The organism is Micromonospora sp. CV4, assembly GCF_003667455.1.
Taxonomy (GTDB): Bacteria; Actinomycetota; Actinomycetes; order Mycobacteriales; family Micromonosporaceae; genus Micromonospora.
This window is the reverse complement of sequence record NZ_RCVI01000342.1, coordinates 26,368-51,875: the sequence shown is the minus strand read 5'-3', so window position 1 is coordinate 51,875 and position 25,508 is coordinate 26,368. Positions and strand designations below refer to the sequence as shown.

General features: G+C 71.1%; 24 protein-coding genes. 13 read left to right on the top strand and 11 right to left on the bottom strand.

Going from position 1 to position 25,508, the window contains the following annotated elements; genetic code table 11:
• The first annotated feature begins 33 nt into the window (after positions 1-33).
• The 3 genes from EAD98_RS31685 (at position 34) to EAD98_RS24035 (ending at position 2,026) form a co-directional block, all read left to right on the top strand.
• Complete coding sequence (locus EAD98_RS31685; protein WP_233583951.1) at positions 34-420, top strand: hypothetical protein; 387 nt, start codon at positions 34-36, stop codon at positions 418-420.
• A 3-nt stretch (positions 421-423) separates the two neighbouring features.
• Positions 424-1,515, top strand: a complete 1,092-nt coding sequence (locus EAD98_RS24040) for a hypothetical protein (protein WP_121656265.1) — start codon at positions 424-426, stop codon at positions 1,513-1,515.
• A 103-nt stretch (positions 1,516-1,618) separates the two neighbouring features.
• Positions 1,619-2,026: a hypothetical protein gene (locus EAD98_RS24035; protein ID WP_199723522.1), complete on the top strand. Its 408-nt coding sequence runs from the start codon at positions 1,619-1,621 to the stop codon at positions 2,024-2,026.
• Between the two features lie 91 nt (positions 2,027-2,117).
• Here EAD98_RS24035 and EAD98_RS24030 read toward each other — a convergent pair whose 3' ends face one another.
• From EAD98_RS24030 to EAD98_RS24010, 5 genes are all read right to left on the bottom strand, one after another.
• On the bottom strand, positions 2,118-2,813 hold the full coding sequence (locus EAD98_RS24030; RefSeq protein ID WP_233583950.1) for a cyclase family protein: 696 nt from the start codon (positions 2,811-2,813) through the stop codon (positions 2,118-2,120).
• A gap of 377 nt (positions 2,814-3,190) precedes the next feature.
• Positions 3,191-4,849, bottom strand: a complete 1,659-nt coding sequence (locus EAD98_RS24025; RefSeq protein WP_121656262.1) for a thiamine pyrophosphate-binding protein — start codon at positions 4,847-4,849, stop codon at positions 3,191-3,193.
• Between the two features lie 13 nt (positions 4,850-4,862).
• On the bottom strand, positions 4,863-5,624 hold the full coding sequence (locus EAD98_RS24020) for a cyclase family protein (RefSeq protein WP_121656261.1): 762 nt from the start codon (positions 5,622-5,624) through the stop codon (positions 4,863-4,865).
• A gap of 160 nt (positions 5,625-5,784) precedes the next feature.
• Positions 5,785-7,080, bottom strand: a complete 1,296-nt coding sequence (locus tag EAD98_RS24015; protein ID WP_147457479.1) for a hypothetical protein — start codon at positions 7,078-7,080, stop codon at positions 5,785-5,787.
• The gene (locus tag EAD98_RS24010) at positions 7,077-7,601 is read right to left on the bottom strand and encodes a SigE family RNA polymerase sigma factor (RefSeq protein WP_121656259.1); all 525 of its coding nucleotides are present in this window, start codon (positions 7,599-7,601) and stop codon (positions 7,077-7,079) included. Before EAD98_RS24010 ends, EAD98_RS24015 begins: the two co-directional genes overlap by 4 nt.
• A gap of 78 nt (positions 7,602-7,679) precedes the next feature.
• Here EAD98_RS24010 and EAD98_RS24005 point away from each other — a divergent pair, with 78 nt between their 5' ends.
• On the top strand, positions 7,680-7,862 hold the full coding sequence (locus EAD98_RS24005) for a hypothetical protein (protein WP_121656258.1): 183 nt from the start codon (positions 7,680-7,682) through the stop codon (positions 7,860-7,862).
• A 17-nt stretch (positions 7,863-7,879) separates the two neighbouring features.
• On the opposite strand, the gene EAD98_RS24000 is transcribed toward EAD98_RS24005, so the two are convergent.
• The 6 genes from EAD98_RS24000 to EAD98_RS23975 all read right to left on the bottom strand — a co-directional run bounded on the left by EAD98_RS24000 (position 7,880) and on the right by EAD98_RS23975 (position 13,168).
• Positions 7,880-8,608, bottom strand: a complete 729-nt coding sequence (locus tag EAD98_RS24000; protein ID WP_121656300.1) for an anti-sigma factor — start codon at positions 8,606-8,608, stop codon at positions 7,880-7,882.
• Positions 8,605-9,231: a sigma-70 family RNA polymerase sigma factor gene (locus EAD98_RS23995; protein ID WP_233583949.1), complete on the bottom strand. Its 627-nt coding sequence runs from the start codon at positions 9,229-9,231 to the stop codon at positions 8,605-8,607. Before EAD98_RS23995 ends, EAD98_RS24000 begins: the two co-directional genes overlap by 4 nt.
• Positions 9,232-9,281: 50 nt before the next feature.
• Entirely contained in the window at positions 9,282-9,968 is a 687-nt protein-coding gene (locus EAD98_RS23990) for a class F sortase (protein WP_147457478.1), read from the bottom strand.
• A gap of 13 nt (positions 9,969-9,981) precedes the next feature.
• On the bottom strand, positions 9,982-10,770 hold the full coding sequence (locus EAD98_RS23985) for a hypothetical protein (protein WP_121656255.1): 789 nt from the start codon (positions 10,768-10,770) through the stop codon (positions 9,982-9,984).
• A gap of 179 nt (positions 10,771-10,949) precedes the next feature.
• Positions 10,950-12,455: a molybdopterin-dependent oxidoreductase gene (locus tag EAD98_RS23980; protein ID WP_233583956.1), complete on the bottom strand. Its 1,506-nt coding sequence runs from the start codon at positions 12,453-12,455 to the stop codon at positions 10,950-10,952.
• Between the two features lie 77 nt (positions 12,456-12,532).
• Positions 12,533-13,168 carry a fasciclin domain-containing protein gene (locus EAD98_RS23975; protein ID WP_121656253.1) on the bottom strand — a complete coding sequence of 212 codons (636 nt, stop codon included), beginning with the start codon at positions 13,166-13,168 and terminating at the stop codon, positions 12,533-12,535.
• Positions 13,169-13,470: 302 nt separating this feature from the next.
• Here EAD98_RS23975 and EAD98_RS23970 point away from each other — a divergent pair, with 302 nt between their 5' ends.
• The 9 genes from EAD98_RS23970 (at position 13,471) to EAD98_RS23930 (ending at position 25,188) form a co-directional block, all read left to right on the top strand.
• The gene (locus tag EAD98_RS23970) at positions 13,471-14,556 is read left to right on the top strand and encodes an iron ABC transporter permease (protein ID WP_121656252.1); all 1,086 of its coding nucleotides are present in this window, start codon (positions 13,471-13,473) and stop codon (positions 14,554-14,556) included.
• A gap of 27 nt (positions 14,557-14,583) precedes the next feature.
• Positions 14,584-15,570 carry an ABC transporter substrate-binding protein gene (locus EAD98_RS23965; RefSeq protein ID WP_121656251.1) on the top strand — a complete coding sequence of 329 codons (987 nt, stop codon included), beginning with the start codon at positions 14,584-14,586 and terminating at the stop codon, positions 15,568-15,570.
• A complete protein-coding gene (locus tag EAD98_RS23960) occupies positions 15,567-16,337 on the top strand; it encodes an ABC transporter ATP-binding protein (protein ID WP_121656250.1) in 771 nt (256 codons plus the stop codon). The genes EAD98_RS23965 and EAD98_RS23960 overlap by 4 nt, the downstream gene beginning before the upstream one ends.
• Positions 16,338-16,523: 186 nt before the next feature.
• Positions 16,524-18,536: a copper resistance protein CopC gene (locus EAD98_RS23955; RefSeq protein ID WP_121656249.1), complete on the top strand. Its 2,013-nt coding sequence runs from the start codon at positions 16,524-16,526 to the stop codon at positions 18,534-18,536.
• Positions 18,537-18,932: 396 nt separating this feature from the next.
• Positions 18,933-19,535, top strand: a complete 603-nt coding sequence (locus EAD98_RS23950; RefSeq protein ID WP_121656248.1) for a copper chaperone PCu(A)C — start codon at positions 18,933-18,935, stop codon at positions 19,533-19,535.
• A complete protein-coding gene (locus EAD98_RS23945; RefSeq protein ID WP_121656247.1) occupies positions 19,532-20,773 on the top strand; it encodes a Dyp-type peroxidase in 1,242 nt (413 codons plus the stop codon). The genes EAD98_RS23950 and EAD98_RS23945 overlap by 4 nt, the downstream gene beginning before the upstream one ends.
• A 22-nt stretch (positions 20,774-20,795) precedes the next feature.
• Positions 20,796-21,356, top strand: a complete 561-nt coding sequence (locus tag EAD98_RS23940; protein ID WP_121656246.1) for a copper resistance CopC family protein — start codon at positions 20,796-20,798, stop codon at positions 21,354-21,356.
• A gap of 57 nt (positions 21,357-21,413) precedes the next feature.
• Positions 21,414-23,549 carry a cytochrome c oxidase assembly protein gene (locus tag EAD98_RS23935; RefSeq protein ID WP_233583948.1) on the top strand — a complete coding sequence of 712 codons (2,136 nt, stop codon included), beginning with the start codon at positions 21,414-21,416 and terminating at the stop codon, positions 23,547-23,549.
• A 160-nt stretch (positions 23,550-23,709) separates the two neighbouring features.
• Positions 23,710-25,188, top strand: a complete 1,479-nt coding sequence (locus EAD98_RS23930) for a PepSY domain-containing protein (RefSeq protein ID WP_121656244.1) — start codon at positions 23,710-23,712, stop codon at positions 25,186-25,188.
• Positions 25,189-25,508 lie beyond the last annotated feature (320 nt).

Genomic DNA, 25,508 nt, shown 5'->3' with positions numbered 1-25,508 from the left:
CCCGATTGAGCCGGTCATCCGCCCGGAGAGGAGGTGCGGGCTCGCACGGGGGTCGCGCTCGCGGACCTGGTGCCGGAGCTGGCCGGTCAGGGCTTCATCGCCCTGCTGGACCAGGTCTACCGCACGGGAGAGCCCTACACCGGCCGCGACGTGCGGGTTGTGCTGGGCACGGGCCCGCACGCCCGGGAGTCGTGGGGCGATGCGGCGTGGGGCTGCCCTGCCCACGTCGAGGAAGCCATCCTCAACGTACGGTCGGTGTTCATCGCCAGCGAAGAACTCGGCGGCCTCGGCCTACCTCAACCGCTGACCACTGCCCCGGTTCTTCCTCAACCCCGGCATCCCGGAAGCCGCTCCCCGAGCAGAGGGAGCGCGATCCCTTCTGCACGGGAGGACGGGCGGTCCGTCGCCACGTCTTATTGATCCATGCCAGTCATTCAGCGTTCCTGGGGCGCGCGGTGGGCGGTTGCCTGCGTCGTCTTCGTCGTCGGTGAGGTGGCTCTACGTCTGTACTGGATCGCCGGTGGCCGGTGGGGGTACACCGCCTGCGACCGGACCGCTCTGGTCGATCCAGCGGGGGGATGCGGCGCGGACCGGGTCGAGGCGCTGCCGTTCTGGGCAGGTTGGGGAGCGCTGGGAGTCGGTGTCGCCCTGGCGGTGCTGGTGGGGTGCTCGGTCCGTTTTCCCGGCCGTTCCACCGCCGCCGGCAGCTGGGTGGCGGCCGCGCTGCTTCTGGTGGTCGCGTTCCCGCTGCATCTGCTCTTCGAGGTCCCGGCGGCGTTGACGGGGCGTCCCTCGGACTGGCGTGACCTCGGCGCCCGGCTCGCGCTGGTGACCGGTGGCGTCCTGTTCGCCGGGCTGGCGAACTCGTCCGGTCCGCCGCGCCGACCGGTGGCTCCCGGCTACCGGCCGGTGCCGCGGTGGACCCGCCGTTGGGCGTACGTGGCGGTTGCGCTGCCGGTGGCCGGTTGGGCGGTGCCGCACGGGCTGTGGGTGCTCGGCGTTCCGTTCGGCATCTCCCAGCGGGAGCTGGATGACATCCACCTGAATCTCTCCATCCCGACGGGCGTGGCGATCACCGTCGCCCCGCCGCTCGCCGGCCTGCTCGTTCTCGGGTTGGTTCAGCGGTGGGGGCAGCAGTTCCCGCGCTGGGTGCCGGGACTGGGCGGTCGGCCGGTCCCCCGGTTGCTGGCGGTGATCCCGGCCGGGGTGGTGGCGCTCGCGCTGATCACCTACGGCGTGTTGAGCGTCGCGGTGTTCGTCGGCCAACTGACCGCGGGTGACCTGCGCTGGTCCGACGTGTGGGAGGGGTGGGCGGTGGCCGCCACGCTGCTGGTGTTCCTCGGCTGGGGAGTGTCGCTGGGCGTCACGACCACCGGCTACGCCCTCGCCACCGGCCGCGTCCGGCCCGCGTCGCGAACACCGGCCTCTCGGCGCGAGCCACCGGTCGGGTCGACCGCAGCCGGGGCCTCAACGACGTCAACCTTCGAAGATCGGAGCGCTCATGAATCCCACTGACCCTGGCCGTACCTGGGCCACCGCCCCATCGCCCTGGGCCGTCTGGGCCGCCTACGCCGTCCCGGTCTGCGTCCTACCGTCTGCCGTCTGGCGGCTGTCCCTCGTGTTCACGGACGACGCCGCCACCACGGGGTACATGATCTTCTTGTCCGTCCTGTCGATGGGGTTGGCCCTGTCGACACTCGGGCTGGTGCACCGCTGGGGACAACAGGTCCCACGCTGGGTGCCGCTGCTCGGGGGTCGTCCCATCCCGGCACGTCCGGTCGTGCTCGTCGCGCTGATCGGCGGCTCGTTGCTCGTCGCCATCTGCGCATATTTCTTCTTGAACAGCAGGTTCCATTTCGTGGAACGCGGCTGGGTGGGGATAGGCCAGGACGGTCCGGCACTTCCGGCTCCGGGCTGGGACGTCTTGCGATACTACGCGCCACTGGTCGCCTGGGGCCCCCTCGTCGTAGCCGTGGCCGCCGACTACCGACGACGCGTCGCCCTGGTGCGGTCACCGGCACCATGACGGCACTGCGACGTTGGGCGGGTGTGCTCACCGACCACGACCGCGCCAGACGAGGGCGGGCCGATGGCATCGCACCCCTCGTGAAGCGCGATCAGAATGTGGCGATCGGGTTGACCGGGCTGCCGGACGTGCCGGCGAAGCGAACCGGCGCGACCGCGAGGTGGAAGTCCCACTGGCCGAGCTCGACAGCCGTTGCCGCGCACGCCTCCAGGTCGCAGTTGTCGAGCAGCCACAGGCCCATCGCGACGAGACTCACGGCATGAACGGGCATCAACACGTCCTCGTACCCCGACGGCTGGACGTCCTGCGGGGTGTCGGCGCCGATCAGCGCGACCTCGCGTTCATGGAGCCACGGCAGGCAGGACGCGTGCCAGCCGGCCTGCGTGAAACCGCTGGCCGCACCGGCCTCGTGCCGGGCGCGGCCATAGCCGGTCCGCAGGAGTACCGCATCGCCGGACCGCACCCGTACACCCTGGCGACGCTCGGCCTCCTCAAGGTCGTCCGGAAACACGCCCTGCCCCGGTTCCAACCACGGCACACCGCGGGCCCTCGCAACGTCCAGCAGGACACCACGCGTGATGATCCCGTTCGCCGCCGCCGTGACGGCCGCCCACGCCGAACCCGTCGTGGCGTCGACCAACGAGTGCGACCGCCCGTTGTACATCGTGCCGTCCCAGAAGATGTGGCACGGCGAGTCGACGTGGGTGAGCGTGTTGCCGTGGAAACTGATGCCGAGCCGCTCGGACGAAAAACCCCAGCGCCGGTCGGCGTGGAAGGCGGGCGGCATGTTCTCGGCACCCGGCATGTCGGCGGCGCACGGGCACGTCGTCGTCGACCGCTCCGCGTCCTCCGGTACGGCAACCTCCCAAGCGCAGGACACGCTCCTGCCGTGGCGCACGGCCCGCGCCGCCGCCAGCCGGACGTCGTCGCTGATGTGGTTCAGAGTGCCGAGCTCGTCCTCGTCGCCCCACCGTCCCCAGTTCGACAGCGTCTCGAAGTACCCGAGCACGTCGTCCTGTGTCGGCATCGGTCGCCCTGCCGTCATCCCAGCATCGACTCCTCCGGTCGGCGGTTCCAGGCAGCGCAGGTAGGGTATCCCGCCCGTCTCATACCGGTCGGACTCGCCGCGCCCCGGTCGGCTTCACGCTCTGATCCGGCGGTGGCTCAGTGGCCACGGAACGCTTCCTCCAGCCACCATGAGCCGCGCGCGGCGCAGACCTTGGCGTCGACCACGAGCGGCCGGGTACGCGGGCCGGCGAGCCACTGGCGTACCGGCCCGAGATCGTCGACGGTCCGGACGGTCAACCCGTCGCAGCCGTAACCACGGGCGATCGCGGCCAGGTCGGTCTCGGGGAAGGTGACCGTCTCCAGCGGGTGTCCGTCCGGGCCGAAGTGGTGCACCTCGGCGCCGTACGCCGCGTCGTCGTAGATCACCACGAGCAGTGGCAGCGCCAGCCGGACCGCAGTGACCAGCTCGGTTGCGGACATGACGAAGCCACCGTCGCCGACCGCGGCGACGGTGAGCCGGTCCGGCCGCGCGACCGCCGCGCCGAGCGCACTGGCCAGCCCGAGCCCGACCGACTGGAACGCCTGGGTGAAACAGAATCCGGCCACGTCCGGCACGTCGAGCCACATCGACGGGTAGCCCATGAAGTTGCCGGAGTCGACCACCACCGTCCGGTCGGACGGCAGCAGGTCGTCCAGGGCGGCCGAGAGCGTCCTCGGGTCGATCGTCGCCGGGGCGCCGGCCCGCGCCGACGTACCCTCGTCCCGGTACGGGACGGTCCGCCACCGGCCGTGGTCGCGAATCCGTTGTGCCAGCTCCGGCGTACGCCAGCCATCGGCCCCGGCGTCCACGGGCGCCGTGGAGCCGGCGCCCAGCCGATCGAGCACCGCCTCGGCGACCGCCGCCACCTCACCGGCCACCGTCAGGTCAACCGGGCGGTTCACCCCGAGAGCGGCCGGGTCCTGGTCCACCTGGACGACGACGGCGGAGGGCGGGATCAGTTCGCCGTGCCGGGTGGTCCACATGTTCAGCGTGCTGCCCCACGCGACGACCAGGTCCGCCGCGCCGATCAGCTCGACGGCGAGCGGGGTGGCGAAGCCGCCGGCCACATCGATGTTCCACGGGTTCCCGGCGAACAGCCCCTTCGCCGCCGCCGAGGCCGCGAGCAGCGCGCCGCACGCGTCGGCGAGCCGGACCAGCGGTTCCCGGGCCGCCCGGGCGCCCCGACCCGCGATGAAGACCGGTCGACGCGCGGCCCGGAGCGCCGCCAGCAACGGCTCGACCTGCGGGGCGGCGGCCGGGGTCGACGCGACCGCGGGGACCGGGCCGGACCACGGTTCGGTCACGGTGCTCTGCACCTCCAACGGGAGGGCCAGCACCACCGTCGCGCCCCGGGCGGCGGCCCGATACGCCGCGCTCGCGTCCTCGGCCGCGTGCGTCGCGCGTACCCGATGGAAGTCGGCCCCGACCGAGGCGGCGAGCGACGGCAGGTCGATGAAGAAGTTCGACCGCGGCGCGGTCGCCTCCGGGGCCAGGACCACCATCGGGGTACGGCTCTTCGCGGCCTCGGTGAGGCCGGTCAGCGCGTTGGTGACGCCCGGACCCTGGTGCACCGAGAGCAGACTGACCGTCCCGGAGGTGCGGGCGTACCCGTCGGCCATGCTCGCCGCGCCGCCCTCGTGGGCCGCCGCGACGAACCGGGCGCCGGCCGCCACCAACGCGTTCGTGACATGGAAGTTGCCGCTGCCGACCACCCCGAAGACGTAGCGTGCGCCGTGTCCGTGCAGAACCCGCCCGACCACCTCCGCTACCCGCATCTGTGACCCGGTCCTACCGTTCGACCAGCGCGAGGACCCGGCACGGGCTGCCGGACCCGGAGACGATCGGCAGTGGCCCGGCGATCACCACCGCGCCGGTCGCCGGCAACTGCGCCAGGTTACGGAGCTGGGTCAGGCCGTACTTCTCCTGGCCGAGCAGGAACGAGTGGCACGGGAACGGCGGGTCGAACGAATGCGCGGCGCCCGCGTCGGTGCCGACCGTCTCCACCCCGACGCCCTGGATCGGCGACTCCTCGGCGAGCCAGCGGGCGCACTCGACGGAGATGCCCGGGGTACGTCCGGCGTTGGCGTACCGCTCCGGGTCGTCGCCGTACGCGTCCCAGCCGGTGCGGTAGAGCAGCCAGCCACCGGTGGGCAGGGCACCGTGTTCCGCCTCCCACGCCTTGATGTGCTCGACCTCGAGCAGAAAGTCAGGGTTGTCGGCGGCGTCGGCGGTGTGGTCGATCACCACCGCCGGGGCGATCAACTGGCTCACCGGGACCTGCGACACATCCGCGCCCTGTTGACCGCTGACCCAGTGCACCGGGGCGTCGAAGTGGGTGCCGGTGTGCTCGCCGGTGGAGAAGTTGTTCCAGTACCAGGCCGGACCGCGGTCGTCGTATCGGCTGATCTCGCTGAGCTGGAACGGCCAGGTCTGGCCGAACTGCTCGGGCAGACCCAGGATCGGGGTCTGGTCCGAGAGCGGAGCGGTGAGGTCGACAACCTGGATCCGGCCGCTGGAAAGAGCGGCGACAAACTCCTGCAGCACCGTCATGCGGCGACGGTACACCGCGTCCGGGCTCCATGATGGACTCTCGAAGGCGGCAATCCGCGGCGGACTTCGTGGGGCAGACCACCGACGATGAGCTGGGCTGGTCTGACGGGCAGCTCGCAGCCCGCGTTGCGGGCCGCGAGCTGCCGGTGAGGCTCGGCGGTCAGGGTCCGGTGGTCACGGTGCTGGCCTTGCCGTTGGTGGGGGTGACACGGACCTCGGTGGCGTTGTGGGGCAGCAGGGCCGCGTCTCGGCCGGCGTCGTGCCACTTCCCGGTGCCGATCCGATAGTTGAGCGCTGCGCCCTCGGCGGCGACCAGAATGCCCTGCTCGTCGGGCAGCCGCAGCCGCACCGGCAACGGCGCATTCCAGTCCACGAACCCGCTGGCCGCCGCCGTGAAGGGACCGTCGCCGCGGGCGAGCAGCACGATCACGCGGGCAGGGTCGTCGTCGTACTGAATGGTTTGGAGCAGCAGCCGCCGGCCGTCCGGGGTGGCACCTTTGATGTACAGGAGGGGGGACCCGTCGTGGGTGTGGGCCCCGCCCGCGTCGTAGTAGGCGTCGAAGGCCGGCTCCGCAGAGACGTCCTTGTCGCCCCACACCTCTTCCGCGCCGGCCAGCGTGTGGCTGAGGGTCGGTTGCGGCGGCAGGTCCTCGTCGTTCGGGAACAGAATGTCCGTGGCGTTGGTGATGTGGACCTGGTTTTCCATGCTGACCGGTGTCCTGGCGAGAGCAACCGTGATCTTCGTGCGCTGCGGCGGCACCTGCAGTACGGCGGCGCCGTCCCGGAACGCGACCGGCTGGAAGGTACGGTCGATCCTGCCGTCTGCCGTGTACCGCAATTCCGGCGAGAACTCGACCGGCGCTCCGGCGTCGAGCACGAGCAGCACGTTTCGATCGGGACCCAGCAGGGCGGCCTGCGAGTTGCCGTGGGTGCCGGTGTCGGTAACCGATTCCGGGTCCATGACACGTGGCCCGTCGGCGGTGGGCTCGACGAACGCCGCGACCGCGGCCATGCGGTCGCCCGGCGGATCACTCACCGCCGGATTGTTGGCGGTGCGTTGGGCGACGTAGGCGGCGGGGCCGGCCGGCGTACGTCCCGCCCAGACCACGTGCGGCTCGCCGCGCAGACCTTCGTCCAGAGCGTTCTCTTCGAAGCGGCGCAGCCACCTCTCGCGGACCTGCCGCAGATAACCCTTGTCGCCAGCCAGGTCTCCACGTGTCGCCTGGCCGAAGATCGGCGAGGCGACCTCGCCCCGGTCCCTGGTGCCCGGGAACTGGAGTGCACCGACCAGCGGGGCTGCCACGACAACTGCGAAAGCCGCGGCCAGGACGGCCCGGCGACGCATGATCCGGCGTCGCCCACCTCGGCGCACCTTGTCGAGAAGGCCCGGAGGGCCGGTCACATGATCCGTCGCGCGCTGCAGGATGGCGCGCACGTCACTGTCATGCATAGTCATCGCGAGCTCCGGGAGATGTTGGTGAAGGACACGACGAGGTCGGATCCGGCGAACGCCTCTCGCAGGTGAGCGAGGCCTCGCGACGCCTGGCTTTTCACCGCGCCTTCGGAACAGGCCAGTGCGGCGGCCACGTCGGCGACGGACAGGTCCTCCAGGTATCGGAGGACGACCGCGGCGCGCTGCCGAGGCGGCAGAGTGAGCAGCGCCGCAATGACCGCCTCGCGGAGCGCCACGTCATCGGCGTGGTCCTGTTCGACGCGGTCCACGTCTCCCAGCGTCTGCTCAGGCCGCCGGGCGCGCCGCCGCCACCGGTTGGCGGCCCGGTTCACAAGTGCCCGCCTGGCGTAGCCCTCCGGTGTGGTTCGCACCTGACGCCAGCGCACGTACACCTGCTCCAGCACCTCCTGAAGCAGGTCTTCCGCCGCGTGTCGATCACCCGTCAGCAGATAAGCAACCCGCAGCAGGGCCACCGATCGCGCACGAACGAAATCGTCGAACTCCGCACCACGCGAATCTCGCATCTGGCCTCCCGGTCCCCGTCGGTTACCAAGACACCGCACCGGGCCCCAGGGTTTACCGATCCGCGACAGAACTTCAGCGTGCTGATGGTGCCGCCATCGAACGCGCGGCTGACGCAGGAGGCCGTCGCCGGGACGCAGCGCGGCGCCGCCTACACCGACAACGATCTCAACCCCGCCCTCCTCACCGGTGAAGCTCAGACGACCGGCATCTTCAACGGCGGCGTGGTCGCAGGAAACGGGTCGGGCCGGCCGACAGCGTGACCGCGGTCGGCCCGGGCTCAGCTCAGCTCGACCGTACCCACGATCCGGGTAGGCGCGGCGGAGCCACCCACGGGCTCATTGGACACCCCGAACGTCCCCGCCTCGGCGATCGGGCCAATGACCGAGGTCGACGCCCGGACCCCCTCGGCGAGTCGTCCCACCTTGCGGGGCTCGCTGCCGCGGATGAGCCAGAGTTCGTAGATCCGCCCCGGGCCGGGCTCGGGCAGGTCGCGCAGCAGCACCACTCCTCGGTCGCGGTCGCGCGAGACCACCACGGTCGCGGCGCCGCCGGGCTGCAGCGACCGTTCGAACACCCGGGCGTCCGGGGCGTCCAGGACGGCGGCGATCTGCCGGGCCTGGTCGCTGCTGGCCTGCTCGTCGCTGATCCGATCGTTGCTCACGGTCCAGGTGACCGCGCTCGCCCCACCGGCCACGAGGACGGCTGCGGCGGCGGCCACGGTGAGCCGTCGCCACCTGCCTGCCTGCCGTTTCGCGCTGTCGTCTGCGGCACCGGAGCGCAGCTGCGGGGTGCGCGCCGCCTGGGTGAGGGTGCGCTCCCGTAACCCCGGGGGTGTGGCCTCGACGACGGTGTCGTCGGCGAGCCGTGCAACCGTCTCGCGCAGCTCGGCCACCTCCCGGCGGCACGGCTCGCAGTCGGTCAGGTGCCGCTCGAACGCAGCCCTCTCGAGGTCGTCGACCGCGTTCAGGGCGTACGCGCCGGCGAGGGTGTGGATGTCGGCGCTCATGCCCGTCCCTCCATCTCGATGCCCAGGCAGTCGCGCATCCGGATCAGCCCGTCGCGCATCCGCGTCTTCACCGTCGGCAGCGGTGTCTTCAGTTTTTCGGCGACCTCACGGTAGGTGTGGCCGCCGTAGTAGGCCAGGGCCACCGCCTCCCGCTGCACCGGCGTCAACCGGCCCAGGCACCGGCGGACCTGTTCCCGCTCCAACCGGGCGGTGACATCCTCGACCACCTCGTCGTAGGGGACGTGCGACTCGGTCGCGGCGACCCGCGAGGCACGGTCGGTGTGCGCCTGCTCGGAGCGCACCCGATCCACCGCCCGGCGGTGTGCCATGGTGAGGATCCACGCCGAGGCCGAGCCACGACCGGCGTCGAAGCGGCCAGCTGTGCGCCACACCTCGACCATCACCTCCTGCGTCACCTCCTCCGCCTGCGCCGGGTCGCGCACCACCCGGCGGGCCAACCCGAGGACCCGGCCCGCCACGGCGTCGTACAGCGCCGCGAACGCGGCCTCGTCACCCCGCGCCACCCGAGACAGCAACTCGTCGGCGTTCGGTGGGTTCGCGGTGTCCGGCGGCACCGATCGCAACCGCCGCGCCTGTTCCGGGTCACCGCTCATTGTCGGCATGTCCTCTCCTGTGCTGGCGGCGGTGCGTTGTGCCGCCGGGTACTCCGGTGCTAGGCGGCATGAGCGTGGGCGAGGCGCGCGTAGACGATGACATTGTCGCGGTAGTGCTGAGTGGTGTCGTCGAACTCGCCGCCGCAGGTGATCAGGCGGAGCGCCGCGTGGTCGGTGGCCCCGTACACCTCATCGGTGGGGAAGTGGTCCTTGGGATACTGCTCGACCTTGCTGACGGTGAACATCGCGGTACTGCCGTCCTGACGGTTGACCGTTATGCCGGCGCCGACGGACAGCTTGCCCAGATCGAAGAATGTCCCGCGACGGCCCTTCCAGTTGACGTGCCCGGCCAGCACGGCCGGACCGAGCGCCCCGGGCGTCGGCGCCTTGGTGAACCAGCCCACGTCGGCGGCGCTGTCCGGCACCTCCATCGCACCGTCCGCCTGTAGGCCGAGGGCGACAATCGCGGCGGTGGCCCGCAACGACGGGATCGACACCCGCACCGGCGGCGAGCTGGCCATCAGTGGTCCCGAGGTCAGTTCGCCCGGCCTGGTCGCCGGAGCAGGCGACGCCTTCGCGGCTGGTGCCGCAGCGGAGGCGTCGGGCCGAGGTGGATCACCACCCCGGTCGGCCACCGCGAGACCGATGGACACGGCCGCCGTCACGGTGAGGACGCCGGCCACCGCCAGGAGGGTGAGGTGCCCCTGGCGGCGGTCGGTCGGCACTGGTGCGTCGCCGTTGTCCATCGGATGATCCGAATCAGCGCTCGGCGGCGAGCCGGCGGCGCGCGACGACCGCACCGGCGGCGCCGAGCAGCGCGATGCCACCCACGGTGTACATCATCATCGGCGACCCACCGGAGGTGCTGCCGTCGCCGGTGGCGACTCCCCCGGCGGGTACGGAGCCGGCGGCCGCACCGCTGACCATGCCGCAGGTCGCGGGGTCGGTGGCCTCGGCGGGGATGCCGTTGACGCCGACGGACTTGGCGAACGTCGACTCCCCGAGCGCCTCCATGTCGTACGTGCCGTTCTTGTTGGCGTCGATGCCGTGCTGCACGAGGTGCAGGTCCTTCAGGTGCTCGACGGTGCCCTTCGGTAGGTCCGCGGCGGGGATGGTGCGCTCGTAGCTGAGGTTGCCCTTGGCGTCGGCCTTCGGCATCCGGTCCACCGCCAGGCCGCTGGCCTTGGTCGTGTCTCCGGTGGTGGTCAGCGAGATGAAGATGTCCCCGTACATCTTGAGGCCCTCTTCGGTGCTGACGTAGCCGTTGCCGTTGGCGTCGGCGGACTTGTCCGGGCAGTGGAAGTCCATGCCGTTCGCGGCGCCGTGCACGTGCTGGGCGTGCGGCGAGTTCGGCGTCATGCCCTTCGACCGGATCATGACCTTCAGGTCACCGCCGCTCGTCGCGGTCAACGTCGCGGTACCGGTGGCACCGGTCTCGTTGAGGTCCTGCAACTGGACCTGCACGCTCTCGTCGGCGTACGCGACTGCCGGGAACGCGAGGATCAGCGCGGCCGCGGGCACGGTGAGCAGGGCTCGGGACAGTCTCACAACAAATCTCCGTCTCCGCCGGATCGGCGTTGGGCGTTCGGGTGCTGTCGGGAGGGATTCGTCGCGGGGCGACCACCGGATGGGTGCTGGACAGAGTTCCTTTCCGGTCCGGGCGGCAAGCCATTCATCTGGTGCGGTCGTGAGCAGCCCGCTGACCGGCATGAGCCGAGGGCGCCGGATCAGGTGATGGTGACGGTGGTGCTGTGCCAGCCGGTCGCGCCGTCAGGAAAGGGTGTGGCCCGTTGCCCGGTCTGGGTGGCGCCGGTGCCGTCGGTTGCCCGGACGCGCAGGGTGTGACTGCCGACAGGCGCGTCCCAACGGTAGGTCCACTGCCGCCACAGGTCCGGTGACGGGCCGTCGGCGAGGCGGGCCTGCCGCCACGGCCCGTCGTCGATCTGCACCTCGACGGCGGTGATCCCGCGACGTTGCGCCCAGGCGACACCGGCGAGCATGACGGGGCCGGCCCGCCGTTGGGCGAAGGGTTTCGGGGTGTCGATGCGGGATGCGGTCTTGACGGGTGCGTCGGCGGCCCACCCTCGCTGTACCCAGTAGGGGTCGAACGCGTCGAACGTGGTCACCTTCATGGAGGTGAGCCATTTGCAGGCGCCGACGTATCCGTAGAGGCCGGGTACGAGCATGCGGACGGGAAAGCCGTGTTCCAGGGGCAGGGGTTCACCGTTCATGGCCACGGCCAGGAGCGCGTCGCGGCCGTCCAGGATCGCCTCGAGTGGCGTGCCGATGGTCATGCCCTCCACTGAGCGACTGACGAGCTGGTTCTGCCCGGGGCGGATACCCGCCTCGCGGAGCAGCGGCGCCAGGGGAACCCCGCTCCAGCGAGCGGTGCCGACGTAGGGGCCGCCGACCTCGTTGGACACGCAATTGAGGGTGATGTCGCGCTCCACGAGACCGCGGGCGAGGAGGTCGTCGAATGTCCAGGTGCGGGGCCGGTCAACCGCCCCGTCCAGGGTCAGCCGCCAGGTCTCCAGGTCGACCTGCGGGACGGTGAGGGCGGTGTCGACACGGTAGAAGTCCCGGTTGGGGGTGCGGAACGCCGAGACCCCGTCCACCCCGGCGGACACACCGGCGGGTAGCGGCGGTGCGGGACGCGCCGGCGGCGGTAGGCGAACGGCTGCGCGGGAACGGGCACCCACCGCGCTGCGGCGACCGACAGCCTGGCCGATGGTTGCCGTGGCGCCGGCGATGAGCGCTGCCCCTGCCGTCGTGGCGAGGAACTGGCGACGGTTGAGCAGCCGCGGCCGGCTCGACGCGCTGGCCGTGACCGTGCGGGCGGCGCTCACCAACACCAGCATCGCGGCCATCCCGATGCCGGCACCCGCCAGTACCGGCAGGAGGTCCACCGGCGTCGTGATCGGGCGGGACAGGACGGCGACAACACCGAGACCGGCGAACGCGGCGAGACCGGCCGCGCCGTAGCGACGCCGCCGCACCGCCCCTGCGCCGAGAAGCACAGCAGCCAGGGTCAGGAGGGTGTAGACGCCGCCAAGAAGGGCGATCTTGTCGTTGGCGCCGAAGGTGCGGATGGCGAACGCCTTGAGCGGTTGCGGTGCCAGGTCGATAGCCACACTGCCGACTGCCAGCACCGGGTCGGCGGCGGGATTGACCAACGCCGCGACGAGATGCGCCACGCCGAGGGCGACCCCGGCGGTCAGCACGCCGACGACCAGGCCACGGGTGGCGGTGATGCTCCGGGACCACCCCGGCCGGCGCGTCGCCGGCCGGGGCTCGATGTCGGTGGACACCATCAGCTCTTGGGCATCAGAACGGTGTCGACGATGTACACGGTGGCGTTGGCGGTCGAGACGTTCCCACAGACCACCATCGAGGTGCCATCGACGGTGAACGACGTGCCGCTGCCGGTCACCGTGACGTCGTCGCCCTGCAGCGTCTTGTGGGTGCCGGCCAGGGTGTCCGGGGACAGCTGGGTCGTCACCACGTGGTAGGTCAGGACCTTCTTCAGCATCGCGTCGTCGGCCAGGACCTTGTCCAGGTCGGCCTTCGGAATCTTGGCGAACGCCTCGTTGGTGGGCGCGAACACCGTCACGCCCTGCGCGCCGTTGAGGGAGTCCACCAGGTTGGCCTTCTTCACGGCCGTCACCAGCGTTGAGAGCAGCGGGTTACCGGACGCGGCGGTGGCCACCGGCACCTTCGCCATCGCCTCGAAACTGCCCGGGTTCGCCGGGTCCGTCGGCACCGACGCACAGCCCGAGCCGAACTGCCCCGCCATCATCGACGGCGACGCCGAGACCATCGGCGCGCTCGCCGACATGCTCGGCGGGGCACTCGCACCGCCGGCCGTGTTCTCGCTGTCGGTGCCCCCGCAGGCGGACAGGGCCAGCACGGTGATTACGCCGACCGTGGCAAACAGGCGCCGCTTCATACGAACTCCTCAGATGTCTGTACTCGAGTGCTGCTGACATGAGGCATTCGAGCCCGACCCGCAGACGGATGGGTACAAGATCGGAAAAACTCAGCGCCCCCGTCGCCGCGTCACCAGATGGGCTGCGGGCCGTCATCGACGTGCCGGGTCGGCGCGTACGCCCGCAGCCTCGACGCTCGGCGGCGTGCAGGCCGGAACTCCGCTGTGACCAGCGGCTCACCGACTTCCACCCGATTGATCTTGCTGTTAGCTTATTGCCAAGCTTTGGCAGAAGCCATATACCGGCAATAGGGAGTACGGCGATGGCCACCAGCCTGTCGCAGGAATCGGAGGGCCTACTCGGCGTCGCGGCGCAACGGCGTCGGACGGCGATCTGGCTGCTCGCGCTGACGGCCGGGCTGATCCTGACCGGCGTGGTCGCGGTCGGGTCCGGTGCGATCGGGATCCCCCCGCTGACCGTGGCCCGGATCATCGGGCACCAACTGCTCGGCGTACCCGGCGACGTGACCTGGACGCCGCCGCAGGAGGCGATCGTCTGGCAGGTCCGGCTGCCACGCGTGCTGCTGGGCATGCTCGTCGGCGCCGGGCTCGCGGTCTGCGGGGTGGCGCTGCAGGCGATGGTACGAAACGTGCTGGCCGACCCGTACCTGCTCGGCATCAACTCCGGCGCCTCCAGCGGCGCCGCAGCGGCCATCCTGTTCGGCGCCGGCGCCGGGTTCGGCCAGTACGCCCTGTCCACCAGCGCCTTCGCCGGCGCGCTCGCGGCGTCACTGCTGGTCTTCCTGATCGCCCGCAGCGGCGGCCGGTTGACCTCGCTGCGGTTGCTGCTGTCCGGGGTCGCGGTCGGATACGCGCTGTACGCCACCACCAGCTTTCTGATCTTCGCGTCCGGATCGGCCGAGGGGGCCCGCTCGGTGATGTTCTGGCTCCTCGGGTCGCTGGGACTGGCCCGATGGAACGCCCTGCTGCTGATAGCCGCGATCGTGCTGGGCGGCACAGTCCTCTACCTGACCATCGTCGGGCGACGGCTCGACGCGCTGGCCATCGGCGACGAGACCGCGCAGACCCTGGGTGTGTCACCCGCCCGATTCCGGATGGGCCTGCTCGTCGTGGTCTCGCTCAGCGTCGGCGTGCTGGTGTCCGCCGCCGGCAGCATCGGCTTCGTCGGGCTTGTCGTCCCGCACCTGGCCCGCCGCCTCGTCGGGGCGCCACACGTACGTGTCGTGCCGGTGGCCGCCATCCTCGGGGCCGTCCTCCTGGTCTGGGCCGACGTGCTCGCTCGGGTCCTGCTGGCCCCCCAGGAGATCCCGATCGGGATCATCACCTCGCTGCTCGGCGCTCCCTTCCTGCTGATCCTGATCCGCCGTCTACACGCCTCCGGCGCCTGAACCCGGCCCGTCTCAAGGAGAAACCGAATGAAGACACGGCGTCTCGCCGTCACCGCCGCCACCGCCGCTCTCGTGCTGCTCGCCGCTGGATGCGGCGGCGCCGGTGACGAGCCCACAACGGCAGGCCAGGGCAGCCCGGTCACCCTCACCAACTGCGGCGCGAAGGTCACCTTCACCAGCGCGCCGAAGCGGGTCGTCCTACTCAAGAGCGCCGCCGTCCCGTACCTGCACTCCCTCGGTGTCATGGACCGGGTCACCGCCCGGGCCGGGCAGTACCCGAAGGAGTACTACGACGCCGCGACCCTGGCCGAACTGGACAAGGTCCCGCTGCTGACCGAGAAGACCGACACCAGCGGACACCTGCAGATCTCCAAAGAGGTGGTGATCAGCCAGCAACCGGACCTGGTCCTCGGCGAGGCCAACAATCTGTCCCGTGACACCCTCTCCGCCGTGGGTATCCCCCTGCTCGAGGAACCCGCGATGTGCCCCGACAGCACCACCGTGCCGACCTTCGACGACATCTACTCCCAGATGCAGACCTACGGCAAGGTGTTCGGCCGCGAGGCCGAGGCGGCGACGGCGGTCACCGCGCTGAAGGAGCGGATGACCAAGGTCAAGGCCGAGGTCGGCTCCGCGTCCGGACGTACCGCGGCGGTGCTCTACCCCACCGTCGGCGGCGGTACCACCTACGCCTACGGCACCACCAGCATGGCCCAGCCGCAGCTGGAGGCGGCCGGTTTCCGCAACGTCTTCGGCGACGTCAAGGAGCGCGTCTTCGAGGTCACCGTCGAAGAACTGCTCGGCCGCAACCCTGACGTGCTGATCCTGCTCTACAACGACGGCGACCCCAAGGCCGTCGAGCAGGCCCTGACCGGTCTCCCCGGCGCCGAGAAGCTCAACGCGGTCCGTACCGGGAACGTCATGACCCAGCTGTTCAACTTCACCGAGCCGCCGACCCCGCTGTCGATCGACGGCCTCGAGCGGATCGTGCAGCGTTTCAAGGCGCCCGCGTGATCGAGGCGACCGGGGTCTCCTGGCGGTACGGCACGAACCCCGTCATCGACGGGGTGAGCGTGACCGCCAGGCCCGGCCGGGTGCTCGGCCTGATCGGCCCGAACGGCAGCGGCAAGACCACCCTGCTGCGGCTTCTCTACGGCGCCCTGCGCAGCGGCGCCGGGCAGGTACTGGTCGACGGCGACAACCTGGGCACCCTTGCCCCACGGGAAACCGCCCGGCGGCTCGCGGTCGTCGTCCAGGAGACCGGCGGTGAGACGGCGCTGACGGTCGCGGAGTTGGTGCTCCTGGGCCGCGGGCCACACCTGTCAACGTTCCAACGCACCGGTAAGGCCGACCACGAGATCGCCGCCCGCTGCCTTACCCGGGTCGGCGCCGCGCACCTCGCGACCCGGGCCTTCGCCCGCCTCTCCGGAGGTGAGCGTCAACGTGTGCTCATCGCCCGTGCCCTTGCCCAGCAGGCCACCCACCTGCTCCTCGACGAGCCCACCAACCACCTCGACATCCGCTATCAGCACGAGATCCTTCAGCTGGTCCGGAACCTGGGCACCTGCTCCATCGTGGTCCTGCACGATCTCAACCTCGCCGCCCGATACTGCGACGACCTGGTGCTGCTGGGGCAAGAGGGGGTTGTCACCGCAGGCACCGTCGACGAGGTGTTGGACCCCGCCGTCCTCGAACCGGTGTACGGCATCAACATTCAGCGCCTGGACCTCGACGGTGCCATCCATCTTCTGTTCCAACCGATCGAGCCAGGTGTCGCATGACGGCGCGGGCTCCCTGAACTCGCACTGAGCATCGCCGGGCTGGGACCAGGCGACGACAACCGGCCACGAGATACCGCCGCGGAACTCGTTGCGGCGCAGCACCGTCGGCGCACCTCCAACTTTTGCAATCTGAGGAAAAAGATCGCGCCCTATTGCAAAAAGCCTCGGCACGGCGAGGATATTCAGATGCGTCATCTCCCTCAGGCTCCTGGCCGGGTGGTTTCGGGCCTGCTCGCGCTCGCCCTCGCCTCGGCGGTCGCACTGCTCGCGTCCGGTCAGCCGGCCGCAGCCCACGGGACTCTCGCCATGTCGACCCCTGCCGCCGCCGCGACGGTGCGCGAGCCGTTGACGTCGGTGCGGCTGTACTTCACCGAGAAGGTCGCCGCCAACGCGTACTTCACGATCACCGCCCCGGGTGGCAGCCGGATCGACAACGGCTGGACGTACGGGGAGCCGAAGCCGCTGGACAAGCCGGTGCGGGAGTATTTCCTGGTCAACGGGCAGTTCGAGCCACGCGAGTACACGACAGGGTTCCCGGCGGTGGTGGCCCTCGCGCATCTGCCCGCGACGGGTCAGTACTCGGTGAGCTACCTGTCGGTCGCCTCGGACGGCGACACGGTCCGAGGCACGATGACCTTCCGCTACAGCGGGCGCACGACTGCTGCGCCGCAGGGGTGGAGCCCGCCGACGAACCAGCCGGACCCGGCGCTGTTGGCCGCCACCGAGCAGCACAAGGCGTCCGGGCAAGCGTCGGCGGTACCGACCACACCGGCCGGGTCGGCGACCGAACCGGCGGCGGCTCCCCCGGTCGAGTCGACTGACGAAGACGGCCCCGGAGCGATCACCTGGGCCGGCTGGGCGGTGGCCGCCGTGGCAGTGGTGGCCGCCTTCGTCGTTTGGCGTCGCCGCCCGGCTTCCAGGGAAAGGCCCACCGGCCGGAGCCGCACATCGCCGGCGACCTCCGGCCGACGCAGTTCCGGTGGCCGTTCCGGAAACAAGACCGTCGGCGGCAGGACCGGTGCGGCCACCGGCGCTGGTGCGCCCGCCGCCGGCAGCAGGCGGCGACCCGGCACCGTGCCGGCGGCGCGCAAGGGCAACACGACTGTCGTGGCCCGGACGGGCGTCGCGGTCGATCTGGTTCCGACCGATCGGGAGGCAAGGGCCCTCGCCAGGACGGACGCCGAGTCGCCGCCTGGGCTCGTCAACCCGGCATCGGCGTCCGACGTGGACGTCGCCGCCATGGCACCGGGATCCCGGCTGAGCAACAGACACCTGGCGCTGCTCGTCGGTGGGCTGGTGCTGGCCCTGCTCGCTGGATTCGGGTTGGGCCGCATCGGCGCCGCCGACCCGAGCCCGGCCGCCAACAACGCGCGGCAGCCAGGTGGCGGTTCGCCGGCCTCAGGGCAGGCGGTGTCCGCGGGCGACGGGCATCAGCATGCGCCGGGCATCGGCCCACACACCCATCCGGGCGACGGCACGACGGGCGAGACGCTGGCGACCGGGACGACGATCGGCGCCGGTGGGTACACCCTGCAACCGCTGGAGCGGTCTCAACCGGCGGGCGTACGCGCCGACTACCGTTTCCGGATCGTCGGCACCGACCGGCAGGCCGCGACACAGTTCGCGGTCGTGCACGACAAGCCGTTGCACATGATCGTGATAGGACGCGACCTGACCGGCTACCAGCATCTGCATCCGACGATGGCACCCGACGGCACCTGGAGCGTCCCGCTGACGCTGGCCCGACCGGGCGGCTACCGCGTCTACGCCGACTTCTCCGTCACCACGACCAACGGTACGCAGACACCCCTCGTGCTGGGCGTCGACCACACCGTGCCCGGCGCGCACACCCCCACCGCCCTCCCGCCGGCGCAGGCACAGGCGACGGCCGGGCCGTACGCGGTGTCGATGAACGGCACCCCGGCCGTGGGAGTGACGGCGCCGATGCGGTTCCAGGTCAAGAGCGCCGACACGACCACGCCCGCCCAGCTCGAGCGGTACCTGGGCACGTACGGGCACCTGGTCGTCGTCCGCGAGGGCGACCTCGGCTACGTGCACGTCCACCCCGAACAGGAACTTGTCGACGGGGCGGTCCAGTTCTGGCTGACGGCACCGAGTTCAGGCCGGTACCGAGCGTTCTTCGACTTCCAGGTGAGCGGAAAGGTGCACACCGCCGAGTACACGATCAATCTGCCCTGAGCGGACGCCGCGAATCTGGCCGTGAAGCGGAACCCACCCGCCTGGTCAGCCACGGCTTCCTGCTCGCCGGTTACCTGATCGTCGTCGCGTTGTCGCAGACGAGGCGGCCCTTGACGGCCCTCCGCCGCAGGACCGGACAGACCGCCCCGCCTGGCGCCTCGCCGCCGGCGACGAGCCGCAGGCCACCCGGCCGAGGCTGCGACTGGCACCACCCCACCCGGGCACGGCACGGGCCCGCGACCGGTCACCAGCCTGACCGCCTGGAAGGCCCCGCTTCTCCGCCAGCTCGTCGTCGCATCGACCCCGAGCGCGCGACGGCAATTACCGACCGCCCCGGAACTTTCGCGCTGCGTCGACCGACCAACGAAGCAGCAGCAACCATCGGAGGAAGAATTCATGCGCACCACCAGTCCCTTCGGATCGCGCCGACGCTCGGCCGTTGTCCTCGCCACCGCCGCTGCGCTCGTCGCGGTCGGCGTCGCCGGGTGCGGCTCGTCCGACTCGTCGTCGGCCGCGCAGCCGAGCCCGTCAGTGTCGGCGAGTACCCCTGCTGGCGTGGTCACGATTCGCGACCCGTGGGTGAAGGCGGCCGACAAGGGGATGACGGCGGCCTTCGGCACCCTGGTCAATGACAGCGACACCGATGTCACGGTGACCAGTGCCACGACCTCCGTGTCGTCGATGGAGCTGCACGAGATGGCCATGAAGGACGGCAAGATGGTCATGCAGCAGAAGCAGGGTGGCATCCTGATCAAGGCCAAGGGCACGCACCCGCTGGAGCCCGGTGGCGACCACCTGATGCTGATGGATGTCAAGCAGCCCGTGCGGGCAGGCGACGAGTTGACCTTTACCCTCACCTTCGCCGACGGCAAGACCCAGCAGTTCACCGCGGTCGCCAAGCCGTTCACCGGTGCCCAGGAGACCTACGCCCCCGGGCACGGCGAGCCCATGCCCAGCATGAGCGCCACGCCGGAGATGAGCATGAGCCCGGCATCGTGACCGACACGCCAACTGCCCGCCCGGTGAGCAGGCGTGGTCTGCTCACCGGCGGGGCACTGGCCGCCGGAGGTGCACTGGCCGGCGCTGCCGCGATCGCCGCGACTCGTACCGGCGGGAGCGGGCAACCGCCGGCCGCCGCCGCCGACACGATGCCGGTGGCGAACGTCGGTGGCCTGGTCGAGCCGTTCCACGGCGCCCGGCAGGCCGGCGTCGTCACCGAACCGCAGGCGCACGCGTCGTTCGTGGCCCTCACCCTGCGGGCCGGCACCGACCGAGCCGCGCTGGGTCGAATGCTGCGGCTGCTCACCGACGACGCGGCCCGTCTCACCCAGGGCCGCCCCGCCCTGGCCGACACCGAGGCCGAACTCGGCCTGCTGCCCGCACGGCTGACCGTGACCTTCGGCTTCGGGCCCGGCCTCTACCGTGCCGCCGGCGTCGACGACCGGCGGCCCGCATCGGTCGCCGACCTGCCCCAGTTCCGCATCGACCGGCTCCAACCGGCCTGGTCCGGCGGCGACCTGCTGCTGCAGATCTGCGCGGACGACGCGATCACCGTGGCACACGCCCAACGAGTCCTGATCAAGGACAGCCGGCCCTTCGCCACCGTCCGGTGGGTCCAGCAAGGCTTCCGCCGCAGTCCCGGCGTCGAGCCGGGCGGCCACACGCAGCGCAACCTCTTCGGTCAGCTCGACGGCACCGCCAATCCCCGGCCGGGGGCGCCGATGGATTCGGCCGTCTTCGTGGCCGACGGCCCGGCATGGCTGCGCGACAGCACCACCCTGGTGCTCCGGCGGCTCAGCATGAACCTGGAGACCTGGGACCTGCTCGGCCGGACCGACCGCGAACTCGCTGTCGGTCGACGCCTCGACAGCGGCGCACCCCTCACCGGCATCGCCGAACATGACGAACCCGACTTCGCCGCCACCGGCCCGGACGGACTTACCGTCATCCCCGACTTCTCTCATATGACCCGCGCACACGTCACCGACGACCGGTTCAAGATCCTGCGCCGGCCCTACAACTACGACGGTGTACCGACCGCGGAGGGTCATGCGGACAGCGGCTTGATCTTCACGTCCTACCAGGCCGACATCGCCCGGCAGTACCTGCCCATCCAGCAACGGCTGGCCGAGCGGGACCTGCTCAACGAGTGGACCACGCCGATCGGGTCCGCCGTATTCGCCATTCCTCCCGGTTGTCAACCAGGAGGATGGGTCGGCGAGCAGGTGCTCGGGTGACCACGCCAACCGGAGTTTCGTCATGACCGTACCGTCGTCCCGTCCCATCGTCGTCCGGCTCGGCGCGGCGGTGCTCGCCGTCGTCGTGGCGCTGCTCGTCACGGCCAGCCCGGCGTGGGCGCACAACACGCTTCGGTCCGCGGCGCCGGTCCAGGAGTCGACCGTGTCCAGCGCGCCGACTGAGATCGTGCTCGAATTCGCTGAGCGGCTCGACCCGACGTTCACCACCATCGTGCTCACCGACGCCGCCAAGCGGAAGGTCCCCACGGGCGACCCGGTGGTCAGCGGGGCGAGGGGTTCGGTCCAGGTGACCGAGGCGCTGCCCAACGGCACCTACACCGTCGCCTACCGTGTCGTCTCCACCGACGGTCACCCGGTCCAGGGGTCGTACCCGTTCACGGTGGCCGACCCCAATTCCAGCGCCGCGCCGATCGTCAGCACGCCGACGGACGCGCCGTCCGCCGTCGCGTCGGTGAAGGACGACCGTGGGCCGAACGAAGGCGTCCTCGTCGCTGGTGCCGCGCTGGTCGTCCTCGTCCTGGTGGGCGCGGGGCTGCTCTGGCGGCGGGCCACCCGTCGCTGACCAGACCGCTCGACCGCGGTCGCGTCACTTCATCACTTCACAGGTCAAGGTCAACACGTGTCCGACACAGATTCCCGGCAGCTCGCCGCCGACGATCCTGGTAACGCCCAGACCAACGTCGCGGCGCCAGCGGAGCCGGCCCCCATGTCCACCGGCCGGTCCCGGTCCTACGCTCAACGCGCAGGATCTGCTGCGTTCGGCTGGTTGACCATCGTCGCCATCTGCGCCTCGGGAGTCGCTCTGCTGCTGCTCGGCCTGCGGGTCGGAGGTGCTCTCACTGCCGCGATTCCGGGCCTGCCCGACGCGGGACCAGCCACGACCTGGGCGCTGCCGGTGGTCCGGCTCATCTCCGACGGCCTCGCCACCGTCACCGTCGGCATGCTGGTGACCGCCGCATTCCTGCTGCCCGGCGACGGACGAACCGTCTCTCCCCACGGCTACCTGCTCCTACGGCGCGCGAGCGCCGCCGCACTCGGCTGGGCGGCGGTGGCGCTGTCGCTGATGGTGCTGACGGTCTCGGACCTCCTCGGCCAACCGCTGGAGACGCTCAAGCCCGCGACGGTCGTCAGCTTCGCCACCACGATCTCGCAGGGGCAGTCGCTCATGCTGCAGGCCGGGCTGGCCCTGACCGTGGCCCTGCTGGCTCGCGCCGGGGTGTCCCGAGGGCTCGCCGCGACGGTCACGATCCTGGCTCTGGTCGCGGTGCTGCCCCCGGCCTTCACCGGCCACTCCGCCGGGGCCGGCAATCACCAGATCGCCGTCACCAGCCTGGCCCTGCACGTCCTCGCCGCCGCGGTGTGGATCGGTGGGCTCGTCGCCCTGCTGATGGTGCGGCGCACCCGCCTGCTGGCCGAGGCCGCCGTCCGGTACAGCCGCCTCGCCCTGGGCTGTTTCGTCGCCGTGACGGTGAGCGGGCTGGCCAATGCGGCCGTCCGTCTCGGTGCGATCGACCAGCTCTGGCTGTCCCGCTACGGCTGGTTGGTCCTCGGCAAGCTCGCCGCACTGCTGGTCCTCGGCGTGCTCGGCGCGGCACACCGCTCCCGTACCCTGCCGGCACTGCGCGCCGGGAAGCCCTGGGCGTTCGGCCGACTGGCCGCCGGGGAGCTGACCGTGTTCGCCGCGACCGTGGGCCTGGCGGTGGCGCTGTCGCGCAGCCCCACGCCCGTCCCGGTCTCCGGCATCGACGCCGACCCGATCACCGAGCTGCTCGGCTTCCCGATGCCCAGCGCGCCAACCGCGGGCAACCTGCTCGGACAACCGCTGCCGGACATGTTCTTCCTGACCCTCTGCGCCGTCGGTATCGGCGGGTACCTGGCCGGTGTGCGACGGATGCACGCCGGTGGGCACGGCTGGCCGATCGCCCGCACGGCGAGCTGGGTGGGTGGGATGCTGCTGCTCGCCGCCAGCACCAACCTCGGCGTCGCGCGCTACGCCTACGTGCTGTTCAGCGCCCACATGGCACAGCACATGGTGCTGTCGATGCTGGTGCCGATCCTGCTGGTCGGCGGCGCGCCGGTCACCCTCGCCCTACGCGCCCTGCGCCGACCGGCCGACCCGCAGGTACGCGGCGCCCGGGAATGGCTGCTGATCGGCGTGCACAGCCCGATCACCAAGCTGCTCACGCACCCGCTCGTCGCGCTCGGCATCTACACCGCCAGCCTGTTCGGCCTGTACTTCAGCGACCTGCTCGGTGTGCTGATGCGTTCCCATCTCGGTCACCTGGCGATGCTCACCCACTTCGTGGTCGCCGGTTATCTGCTGTTCTGGGTCCTCATCGGCGTCGACCCGGGCCGCCGACGCCTTCCCCATCCCCTACTGGTGGTCATTCACCTGGCGTCGATGATGGCGCACGGCTTCTTCGGCCTGGTCCTCATGCAGACCACCACCGTCATCGCCCCCGACTGGTACATCGCCGTCCACCCCGGCTGGGCGTCGTCGCTGCTCACTGACCAGAAGCTCGGCGCCGGCATCGCCTGGGCGTTCGGAGAGCTACCCGCCGTCGTCGTCATGATCGTCCTGATTCGCCAGTGGATCCGCGTCGACCAGCGCGAACAGGCCCGTCTCGACCGGGCCGCCGACCGGGCCGACGCCGCCGGCGAGGTGGACGACCTCGCCCGCTACAACGCGTTCCTCGCCGAGGCGGGGCGGGGCGACAGTGATCCGCGGAGCAAGGCCGGGCCCGACACGCACTGACCCACGGCCCCGATCCTGGTCTGCCAAATTCCTGGGAACCGCCGGGGCTCTTTTCCCGACTACCTCACCAGGGCCGGAGCTGACGCGACGAACCACCGGGCGACCATGCCAACAGGAGGACACCCCCTGGGTGCTTCTCGCCAATTCCGATCGGAAGAATATGTCTTTCACCGAGTTGTCCGGCGCGCCGACGCCGGAATCCTCCACAACCGCCGAAACAACACCGGCCCGACCCACCCGGCGCACGACACCGTTCGGCGCCCTGCTGCTCCGGCTGCACTTCTACGCCGGGATCCTCGTCGCGCCGTTCCTTGTGGTCGCCGCACTGACCGGGCTGGCCTACACCACGACTCCGCAACTGGACAAGATCCTCTACGGCGACCAGCTGACCGTCGCCCAGGCGGGTGAACGTCCTCTGCCGCTGGCCGACCAGATCGGAGCCGCGCGGAACGCGCACCCCGACGGCGGCATCGCCACGGTGCAGCCCGGCGACGGCGACCAGAGCACCCGGGTGACGTTCTCCCTGCCGGAGCTCGGCGAGAAGCAGCACACCGTCTACGTCGACCCGTACACCGCTGAGGTCAAGGGCCAACTGACCACCTGGTTCGGCTCCACACCGGCCACCACCTGGCTGGACGACCTGCACCGCAACCTGCACCTGGGCGTGGTGGGCCGGCACTACTCCGAACTGGCCGCGAGCTGGCTCTGGGTAATCGCGCTCGGTGGAGTCATCCTCTGGTGGCGCCGCCGCAGCGCCTCCCGCGCCACCGCCCGGCACCTGCTCGTGCCGGACCTGTCCGCAGGCAAGGGCGTTCGCCGCACCCGAGGTTGGCACGCCACCACCGGTATCTGGCTCACCGTCGGCCTGCTCTTCCTCTCCGCCACCGGGCTGACCTGGTCCCGCTACGCCGGGGCGAACTTCGGAGCAGGCCTCGACGCGCTACAGGCCCGGGCACCGGAGATCTCCACCACCCTCACCGCCGATCCCGCCGCCCCGACCGAGACCGGCGGCGGCCACGAGCACGGTGCCACCGGAGCGGGCGGGGTGGTCGAGTCGGCAGCCTTCGACCGCGTGTCGACGGCCGCCCGGGCGGCCGGTCTCTCCGGCCCGGTCGAGATCGCCCCGGCGGCGGAGCCGGGCTCCGCCTGGACCGTCACGCAGGTCGACAACACCTGGCCGGTCGCCAAGGACCGCGTCGCCGTCGACCCGGCCGCGGGACAGGTAACCGCCCGCAGCGACTTCGCGGACTGGCCCCTGCTGGCGAAACTCAGCGGCCTCGGCATCCAGGCCCACATGGGTCTGCTCTTCGGCCCGATCAACCAGATCCTGCTCGCCGCGCTGGCCCTCGGCCTGCTCAGCGTCATCGTCTGGGGCTACCGGATGTGGTGGCAGCGCCGGCCGACCCGCGTCGACCGGCGCGCGCTCGCCGGCACCCCGCCAGCCCGCGGCGGCGTGCGTGGCCTGCCGCTCTGGGCGCTGCTGATCGGCGTGCCGGTGATTGCGGCGGTCGGTTGGGCACTGCCGCTGTTCGGCCTCACCCTGCTGGCCTTCCTCGTCATCGACGTCGTGGCGGGCGCGGTGTCGCGACGGCGGCGTCCCGCCGCGATCCCCACCTCCCCGGCTCCGGCCGGCAGCTGACGCGCACCACCGAGATTCGGCCGCCCGTCGCTCGACGGGCGGCCGAATGCGGATCAGGGGCCGCGACGGCGACTCCCTCCCACGAGGGAGTGCATTCCCCTCCGACGGGGACGAGGTGTTGTCCGTCGCCGCAGAGCATTGGTTCATACAGTCGGCGAGCGCGCCGCGCGGTGGATTCGCAGTCCGGTCATCCGCACCCGCCTTCCGACAACGAGACCGGCGCACATCTCCTTGAACATCGGGCTCGCGTGGTGGGCAACACCGCACCGCGTCAGCCCCCCGCGATGACCAACTGGCGAGCGGCTCGCCAGAGCCGGCCC

What these genes read in the sequence shown, in the direction of transcription:
- EAD98_RS24040 (WP_121656265.1), top strand. Translation starts at nt 424, where the DNA reads ATGCCAGTCATTCAGCGTTCCTGGGGCGCGCGGTGGGCGGTTGCCTGC.
- EAD98_RS24030 (WP_233583950.1), bottom strand. Translation starts at nt 2,813, where the DNA reads ATGCCGCCCGCCTTCCACGCCGACCGGCGCTGGGGTTTTTCGTCCGAG.
- EAD98_RS24025 (WP_121656262.1), bottom strand. Translation starts at nt 4,849, where the DNA reads ATGCGGGTAGCGGAGGTGGTCGGGCGGGTTCTGCACGGACACGGCGCA.
- EAD98_RS24020 (WP_121656261.1), bottom strand. Translation starts at nt 5,624, where the DNA reads ATGACGGTGCTGCAGGAGTTTGTCGCCGCTCTTTCCAGCGGCCGGATC.
- EAD98_RS24015 (WP_147457479.1), bottom strand. Translation starts at nt 7,080, where the DNA reads ATGACTATGCATGACAGTGACGTGCGCGCCATCCTGCAGCGCGCGACG.
- EAD98_RS24010 (WP_121656259.1), bottom strand. Translation starts at nt 7,601, where the DNA reads ATGCGAGATTCGCGTGGTGCGGAGTTCGACGATTTCGTTCGTGCGCGA.
- EAD98_RS24000 (WP_121656300.1), bottom strand. Translation starts at nt 8,608, where the DNA reads ATGAGCGCCGACATCCACACCCTCGCCGGCGCGTACGCCCTGAACGCG.
- EAD98_RS23995 (WP_233583949.1), bottom strand. Translation starts at nt 9,231, where the DNA reads ATGCCGACAATGAGCGGTGACCCGGAACAGGCGCGGCGGTTGCGATCG.
- EAD98_RS23990 (WP_147457478.1), bottom strand. Translation starts at nt 9,968, where the DNA reads ATGGACAACGGCGACGCACCAGTGCCGACCGACCGCCGCCAGGGGCAC.
- EAD98_RS23975 (WP_121656253.1), bottom strand. Translation starts at nt 13,168, where the DNA reads ATGAAGCGGCGCCTGTTTGCCACGGTCGGCGTAATCACCGTGCTGGCC.
- EAD98_RS23970 (WP_121656252.1), top strand. Translation starts at nt 13,471, where the DNA reads ATGGCCACCAGCCTGTCGCAGGAATCGGAGGGCCTACTCGGCGTCGCG.
- EAD98_RS23965 (WP_121656251.1), top strand. Translation starts at nt 14,584, where the DNA reads ATGAAGACACGGCGTCTCGCCGTCACCGCCGCCACCGCCGCTCTCGTG.
- EAD98_RS23955 (WP_121656249.1), top strand. Translation starts at nt 16,524, where the DNA reads ATGCGTCATCTCCCTCAGGCTCCTGGCCGGGTGGTTTCGGGCCTGCTC.
- EAD98_RS23950 (WP_121656248.1), top strand. Translation starts at nt 18,933, where the DNA reads ATGCGCACCACCAGTCCCTTCGGATCGCGCCGACGCTCGGCCGTTGTC.
- EAD98_RS23940 (WP_121656246.1), top strand. Translation starts at nt 20,796, where the DNA reads ATGACCGTACCGTCGTCCCGTCCCATCGTCGTCCGGCTCGGCGCGGCG.
- EAD98_RS23930 (WP_121656244.1), top strand. Translation starts at nt 23,710, where the DNA reads ATGTCTTTCACCGAGTTGTCCGGCGCGCCGACGCCGGAATCCTCCACA.